The following is a 7,116-nucleotide window of genomic DNA, read 5'->3' as shown; positions in this document are numbered from 1 at the left end:
CAGTCCTGGTGGGGGCGCCGGGGCCCCCCGACGGGGCGGGCGGGGAGCCCCGGGCCGGCGACGCCGCCCGCTGACCCCGCTCAGGGCGCCGCGTCGCCGGCGGCCAGCCGGCGGGCCAGCAGCGTGCGCAGCGGGATGGACTCGCCGTCCCGGCCACCCGCGCCGACCACGAGCGGCGGCGGACCGGGCTGCGGCTCGGCCCCGAACAGCCGGGCGCGCACGCCGCCCGCCACCGTCAGCAGGTGGAACCGCCCGTCGACGTCGACGGCCCGGGTGCGCGCCCGGTCGACGTACCAGCCGCGCAACCTCGTCCGGTAGCTCCCGCGTCCGTCGACGCCCCGGGCGGTCAACCGCTCCGGCGGCAGCCCGCGCCGCGTCGCCTCGGCGACGAACCAGGCGACGAGCTCCGCCGCCTCGGTTTGCTCGGCGGCCCGCCGCCGCTCGTCGGCGGCCGCGTGCGCCCGCACCGCCCGCCGCTGCCGCTCCCGCCACTCCAGGCCGTCGCCCTCATCCACGACCGCGACGCTACGCCCCGCCGCCCGCTGCCCGCCGCCCGACCACTCGCGGTCGGCGGGATGAGCACCAGGCCGAGCCCCCGTCCGGTTCCGGGTCGTCCACCGGCGTCGCGGCGCGGCGCGAGGTGGCCGTGCTGGCGCTCGCCGGGCAGGCGGGCGCGCGACGCTGTCGAGCCGAGTCGTCTGCGACATCGGCGGTGGCCCGAGTCGTCTGCGACATCAGCTCGACAGCGTCCCGCGGGGTGCCTGCCGGGACCCGCCGGCACGTGTCCGAACCGGCTCGCGGACCGGCGTGACGTCAGGCCAGTCCGGCCCGGCGCAGCGCCTCCGCCATGGCGTCGTTCGCCGGCGCGGGCCCTGACCCGCCACGGCCCTGCCGCTGCGCGCCACCCCGCCCGCCGCTGCGGCCGTCGCCCTGGGCACCCCGGTCGCCGCGTCCGCCGCCCTGGCCGCCCTGACCAACCTGGCCGCCCTGGCCGCCGCGACCGCCCCTACCGGCCTGGCCCGCGGGGGCGCCGCGCTCGCGGCGACCGCCGTCCGGGCCGCCGCGTCCGGCACCCGGCTCCGCCTCGTCCTCGAGCCGCAGGGTGAGCGAGATCCGCTTGCGGGGCACGTCGACGTCGAGCACCTTGACCCGGACCACGTCGCCGGACTTGACCACCTCGCGCGGGTCCTTGACGAAGTTGCGGGACATGGCCGAGACGTGCACGAGCCCGTCCTGGTGCACGCCGACGTCCACGAAGGCGCCGAACGCGGCCACGTTGGTCACCACGCCCTCCAGCACCATGCCGGGCACCAGGTCGCCGATCTTCTCCACCCCCTCGACGAAGGTGGCGGTGCGGAACTCCGGCCGCGGGTCGCGGCCCGGCTTCTCCAGCTCGGCGAGGATGTCGGTGACGGTGGGCAGGCCGAAGGTGTCGTCGACGAAGTCGGTGGCCCGCAGCCCCCGCAGGATGGCACTCCTGCCGATCAGCGACCGCAGGTCCTGCCCGGTGGTGGACAGGATCCGACGCACCACCGGGTACGCCTCGGGGTGCACGCTGGAGGAGTCCAGCGGGTCGTCGCCGCCGGGGATGCGCAGGAAGCCCGCGCACTGCTCGAAGGCCTTCGGCCCGAGCCGGGCGACCTTCTTCAGCTCCGCGCGGGTGCGGAACGGGCCGTTGGCGTCGCGGTGCAGCACGATGTTCTCCGCCAGCCCGGCGCCGATGCCCGAGACCCGGGTCAGCAGCGGCGCGGAGGCGGTGTTGACGTCGACGCCGACCGCGTTGACGCAGTCCTCCACGACCGCGTCCAGCGACCGGGAGAGTTTCACCTCCGACAGGTCGTGCTGGTACTGGCCGACCCCGATCGAGCGCGGATCGATCTTGACCAGCTCGGCGAGCGGGTCCTGGAGGCGGCGGGCGATGGAGACCGCGCCGCGCAGCGAGACGTCCAGCCCGGGCAGCTCCTGGGAGGCGTACGCGGAGGCGGAGTAGACCGACGCGCCGGCCTCGGAGACCACCACCTTCGTGAGGTCGAGCTGCGGGTGGCGCTTCATCAGCTCGCCGGCGAGCCGGTCGGTCTCCCGGCTGGCGGTGCCGTTGCCGATGGCGACCAGTTCGACGCCGTGCGCCCCGGCCAGCCGGGCGAGGGTCTCGATCGAGGCGTCCCACTGCCGGCGCGGCTCGTGCGGGTAGATCGTGTCGGTGGCGACCACCTTTCCGGTGGCGTCCACGACGGCGACCTTCACCCCGGTACGCAGGCCCGGGTCCAGGCCCATGGTGGGCCGGGTGCCGGCCGGCGCGGCGAGCAGCAGGTCCCGCAGGTTGGTGGCGAAGACCCGCACCGCCTCCTCCTCGGCCGCCTGCCACAGGCGCATCCGCAGGTCCGCCCCGAGGTGGATGAGGATCCGGGTGCGCCAGGCCCAGCGCACCGTGTCGGCCAGCCACCGGTCCGCCGGCCGGCCCTTGTCGGTGACGCCGAACCGCCCGGCGATCACCGCCTCGTAGCGGCTCGGCCCGGTCGGCACCGCGTCGGCCTCGCCGGCCTCCTCGGGCTCCATGGTCAGGTCGAGCACGCCCTCCTTCTCGCCCCGGAACATGGCCAGGATCCGGTGCGAGGGCAGCTTCGGGTACGGCTCGGCGAAGTCGAAGTAGTCGGCGAACTTCGCGCCGGCCGACTCCTGCCCGTCGCGTACGCGCGAGACCAGCCGGCCCCGCGACCACATCTGCTCGCGCAGCGTGCCGATCAGGTCGGCGTCCTCGGCGAAGCGCTCGATGAGGATCGCGCGGGCGCCCTCCAGCGCGGCGGCGGCATCGGCCACGCCCTTCTCCGCGTCCACGTAGCCGGCGGCGGCCTGGCGCGGGTCCTGACCCGGGTCGGCCAGCAGCGACTCGGCGAGCGGCTCCAGCCCGGCCTCGCGGGCGATCTGGGCCCGGGTCCGGCGCTTGGGCTTGTAGGGCAGGTAGATGTCCTCCAGGCGGGACTTCGAGTCGGCCGCCATGATCTGCGCTTCCAGGGCCTCGTCGAGCTTGCCCTGGCCGCGGATCGACTCCAGCACCGCCGCGCGCCGCTCGTCCAGCTCGCGCAGGTAGCGCAGCCGCTCCTCCAGGGTGCGCAGCTGGGAGTCGTCGAGCAGGCCGGTGGCCTCCTTGCGGTAGCGGGCGATGAACGGCACGGTGGCGCCGCCGTCGAGCAGCTCGACGGCCGCCCGTACCTGACGCTCGGCGACGCCGAGCTCCTCGGCGATCCGCTGATGAACAGTGAGGGTCACGATCTCGATCCGCCTTCGGTGTGGGTTCCGCCCTGCATTGTGCCGGCCCGCGCCGACGGCCGTCGCCGCCCCCGGCCCGGCGTGCCGGCGGTGACCGTCGGCGGCCCGGGCCGCCCTGCGCTAGCGTGGCGATCATGGAAACTCCCGCGGACCCGCGGGCCCGGCGGCTCTTCGGCGGCAGCGCCCGGGCCCTCGGCGACCTCGCCGTCAGCCCGTTCCGGGCCGACCGGGACCGGATCGTGTCCTCGCCGTTCTTCGCCCGGCTCAACGGGGTGACCCAGGTGGTCAGCCCCGGCGGCTCCGGTCTGCTGGTGCACAACCGGCTGACCCACAGCCTCAAGGTCGCCCAGGTGGCGCGGGCCATCGCCGAGCGGCTCGCCGCCGACGAGGCGCACCGCGACCTGCTGGAGAAGCTGGGCGGCTGCGACCCGGACGTGGTGGAGGCCGCCGCGCTCGCGCACGACCTGGGCCACCCGCCGTTCGGGCACCTGGGGGAGCGGGTGCTGGACCGGCTGGCCCGGCAGCGGCTCGGGCTGACCGACGGCTTCGAGGGCAACGCCCAGTCGTACCGGATCGTCACCAGCACCGAGATCCGCGGCGCCGCGACCACCGGCCTGGACCTCACGGCGGCGGTGCGGGCGGCCCTGCTGAAGTACCCGTGGACGCGGTTGGACCATCCCGACCCGCACCCCCGGCTGATGGATCCGCCCCCGCGCGGCGCCACCCCGCCCCCGGACGACCCGGGCAGCGGCTCGTCGAAGTTCGGGGCGTACCGGACCGAGATCGACGACCTGCGGCAGGCCCGGGAGCCGTTCGTGGGTCGTATCCCGGACTGGCAGCAGACCGTCGAGGCGTCGGTGATGGACACGGCCGACGACATCGCGTACGCGATCCACGACGTGGAGGACTTCTACCGCGTCGGGGTGCTCCAGCAGGGCGCCGTCGCCGCCGAGCTGATGGCCTGGCAGCGCGAGAGCGGCCACTTCCGGGCCATCACCGACGCGGCACTGGGCGCCGCCGCCCGCCGGCCCGGCTCGGCCATCGAGCGACTGCGCCGGCAGCTGCACCGCAAGGACGCCTGGGTCGCCGACGACGAGGCGTTCGCCGCCGCCGTCGAGCACGTACGCGAGGAACTGGTGGAGGGGCTGCTGGCACTGCCCTTCGACGGCTCCATCGAGGCGGAGCAGTACGTGGCCCGGTTCTCCGCCCGCTGGACGACCCGCTTCGTCGACTCGATCACGGTGGTCGAGCAGCCGGCGGTGCGCTCCGGGCACGTGCTGCTCGCCCCGGCGCAGTGGCACGAGGTGCAGGTGCTCAAGTTCGTCCACCACCGGTTCGTGCTGGCCCGGCCGGACCTGGCCCTGCACCAGCGCGGTCAGGCGCGGCTGCTGGGCACCCTGGTCGAGGCGCTGCTGGACTGGCTGCTCGACCCCGAGGAGGAGTCCCGGCTGCCGCGCCGCCTGCACGACCTGGTGGAGCTGGCCGAGGCGGAGCTGCACCCGCGTACGGCGGACCGGATCGGCAAGGCCCGCGGCCGGGCGATCATCGACTTCGTCGCCCAGCTCACCGACGGCCAGGCGGTCGCCATGCTGGACGCCCTGTCGGGGCGCTCCGGGGCGCTCTGGACCGACGCCTTCGTCCTCTGAGAAAGCTGCTCAGGCGACGGCCTGCCACCAGCCGTCGACGGCCGGCGGGTCGTCCACCACCACCCGCTCCCCGGGGCGGGGTACGGCCAGCCGCACGTCCCGGGCCTTCGCCTCGGCCCAGATCCGGTCCACGGGCTCGGACCAGTCGTGCAGGGCGAGGTTGAACGTCGCCCAGTGCACCGGTACGAGCAGCCCGCCCCGCAGGTCGAGGTGGGCGGCGACGGCCTCCTCGGGAAACATGTGGATGCTCGGCCAGGCCCGGTCGTACGCCCCGATCTGCACGAGCGTGACGTCGAACGGCCCGTGCTCGGCGCCGATCTCGGCGTACCCGTCGAAATAGCCGGAGTCGCCGGTGTAGAAGACCTTCCGGCGGGCGCCCGTGATCATCCAGGAGCTCCAGAGCGTGCCGTCGCGGCGCAGCCCCCGGCCGGAGAAGTGCTGTGCGGCCGTGGCGGTGATCTCCAGCCCCGCCACCCGGTGGCTCTCCGACCAGTCCAGCTCGACGATCCGCTGCGCCGGCACGCCCCAGCGCTCCAGGTGCGCGCCCACCCCCAGCGGCACCAGGAAGGGCGCCGACTGGGCGGTCAGCAGCGCCCGGACGGTCGCCATGTCGAGGTGGTCGTAGTGGTCGTGCGAGATCAGGATCGCGTCGAGGTCGGGCAGTTCGTCGAGGCGTACCGGCGGCTCGTGCAGGCGGCGCGGGCCGACCAGCGCCGACGGCGAGCAGCGGTCGCTCCACACCGGGTCGAGCAGCACCTTGCGGCCCTCGATCTCGACCAGGGCGGAGGCGTGGCCGTACCAGACGACGTTCAGCTCCCGCTCGACGTCGGCGGCCGGCGCGGCGCCCGGGCGCAGCAGCGGCACGGCGGCGCTCGGCCGGCGCCTCTGCTTGCCGAAGATCAGCTCACGGACGAGGTTGCGGTCGGGGGCGCCGGCCGTCGAGCGGGCGCCACCCGGATTGTGGAAGGTGCCGTCGCGGAACCGTGGCGAACTCGCGGCCCGCTGCGCCCGCGCGCCGGTGAGCCGGCCGCCGAGCGCCGCCGGCACGTCCCGGGCCACCCACGCCAGCCCGGCCAGCGCGGCCAGCCCGGCGGCTCCGCGCAGTCGGCGCCCGAGCGTCCGGTCTCCTCCGGTGCCGTCCCCCTGTGCGCCCATCGCAATCCCTCCCGCCGTGCCCCGTCGTACACGGTAGCCCGGCCGCCGCCGGCACCGCCGCAATGTCCGTCGGGGGCGCGCCGCGACGGCGTGCCCCCGACGTGCGGCCGCGCCCGGCTCAGCCGCCGTTGCTGGGCCGCTGCACGGCCGGGCGGTGGGTGAGACCGGTGCCGACGAGACCGTCGACCGAGGCGAGGAAGCTCCGGCCCATCCGGGCCCGGGCCTCGACGGCGGGGTGCGTCGCGCCGAAGTTCTCCGCGCCGGCCTGCCCGTCCGCGAAGAGGGCGTACGTCAGCACGGGCGCGCCGGCCTTGTCGAACATCACCCCGGCCTCGTGCCGGGCGTCGCCGAACCAGCCCGCCTTCGTGGCCACCCGGGCCCGCTCGGCCGAGGACATGACCCGCCGCACCCCGTCGGTGTGGGCGACCGGCGCGCGCAGCAGCCGGAGCACGAACGCGGTGGAGGCCGGCGTGAGCAGTGTGCCGCCGACCAGCTTGCGCAGCAGGTCGTGGGTCTCCCGGGGGGTGCTGGTGCCGAGGAAGAACCGGTTGGGGTTGGCCACCGGCTGGACCTGGGTGTTCGGGAAGCCCTTGCCGCGCAGGATCTCGTTGAGTTCGGCGGCCGGGCAGACCAGCCCGCACAGCCGTACCGCCGTGTCGTCGGAGACGGTCAGCAGGTTCGCCAGCGCGTGGCCGAGCGTCACCGAGCTCGGGTAAGCCCCGTCCAGGCTGAAGATCCCGTCCCCGCCGGGCACCACGATCGCGGCGGTCACCTCGACCCGCTGGTCCAGGGTGAGCAGCCCGCGGTCGACCTTGTCGAGCACCGCCGCCGCCACCGCGATCTTGTTGACGCTGTACGCCTCGATCCGCCGGTCCGGCTCGTCGGCGACCGCCTCCAGGAGCGTGCCGGCCGGGTCCACGACGCTGACGTACGCCTGCCAGTTGCCGCCCGCGTGCCCGCTCTCGCGCAGATAGCTGGTGGCCACCCGCCGGGCGGCCTGCCGGGGCGTCGCCGGAGCCGGGCCGGCGACGCCGGCGGCCCCCGGGGC

The 7,116-nt window shown here is 75.6% G+C and carries 5 protein-coding genes; 1 reads left to right on the top strand and 4 read right to left on the bottom strand.

The window, feature by feature from the left end:
* Positions 1-80 precede the first annotated feature (80 nt).
* Both V6V16_RS27470 and V6V16_RS27465 read right to left on the bottom strand, forming a co-directional pair.
* On the bottom strand, positions 81-515 hold the full coding sequence (locus tag V6V16_RS27470; protein WP_334566799.1) for a hypothetical protein: 435 nt from the start codon (positions 513-515) through the stop codon (positions 81-83).
* A 298-nt stretch (positions 516-813) separates the two neighbouring features.
* Positions 814-3,267: a Tex family protein gene (locus V6V16_RS27465; protein WP_334566797.1), complete on the bottom strand. Its 2,454-nt coding sequence runs from the start codon at positions 3,265-3,267 to the stop codon at positions 814-816.
* Positions 3,268-3,401: 134 nt separating this feature from the next.
* Here V6V16_RS27465 and V6V16_RS27460 point away from each other — a divergent pair, with 134 nt between their 5' ends.
* Positions 3,402-4,913 (top strand): deoxyguanosinetriphosphate triphosphohydrolase family protein, encoded by a 1,512-nt coding sequence (locus V6V16_RS27460; RefSeq protein WP_334566794.1) that lies wholly within the window; start codon positions 3,402-3,404, stop codon positions 4,911-4,913.
* 9 nt (positions 4,914-4,922) lie between these two features.
* Here V6V16_RS27460 and V6V16_RS27455 read toward each other — a convergent pair whose 3' ends face one another.
* A complete protein-coding gene (locus V6V16_RS27455) occupies positions 4,923-6,068 on the bottom strand; it encodes an MBL fold metallo-hydrolase (protein WP_334566792.1) in 1,146 nt (381 codons plus the stop codon).
* A 118-nt stretch (positions 6,069-6,186) separates the two neighbouring features.
* Positions 6,187-7,116: serine hydrolase (locus tag V6V16_RS27450; RefSeq protein WP_334566789.1), on the bottom strand; the 930-nt coding region annotated here is incomplete at its 5' end.

The organism is Micromonospora sp. CPCC 205561 (genome assembly GCF_036906775.1).
Classification (GTDB): domain Bacteria; phylum Actinomycetota; class Actinomycetes; order Mycobacteriales; family Micromonosporaceae; genus Micromonospora.
This window is presented reverse-complemented; position numbering and strand designations above follow the sequence as displayed.

Bases quoted from the DNA above. Each gene is read 5' to 3' on its own strand.
- V6V16_RS27460 (WP_334566794.1), top strand. From the start codon at position 3,402: ATGGAAACTCCCGCGGACCCGCGGGCCCGGCGGCTCTTCGGCGGCAGC.
- V6V16_RS27455 (WP_334566792.1), bottom strand. From the start codon at position 6,068: ATGGGCGCACAGGGGGACGGCACCGGAGGAGACCGGACGCTCGGGCGC.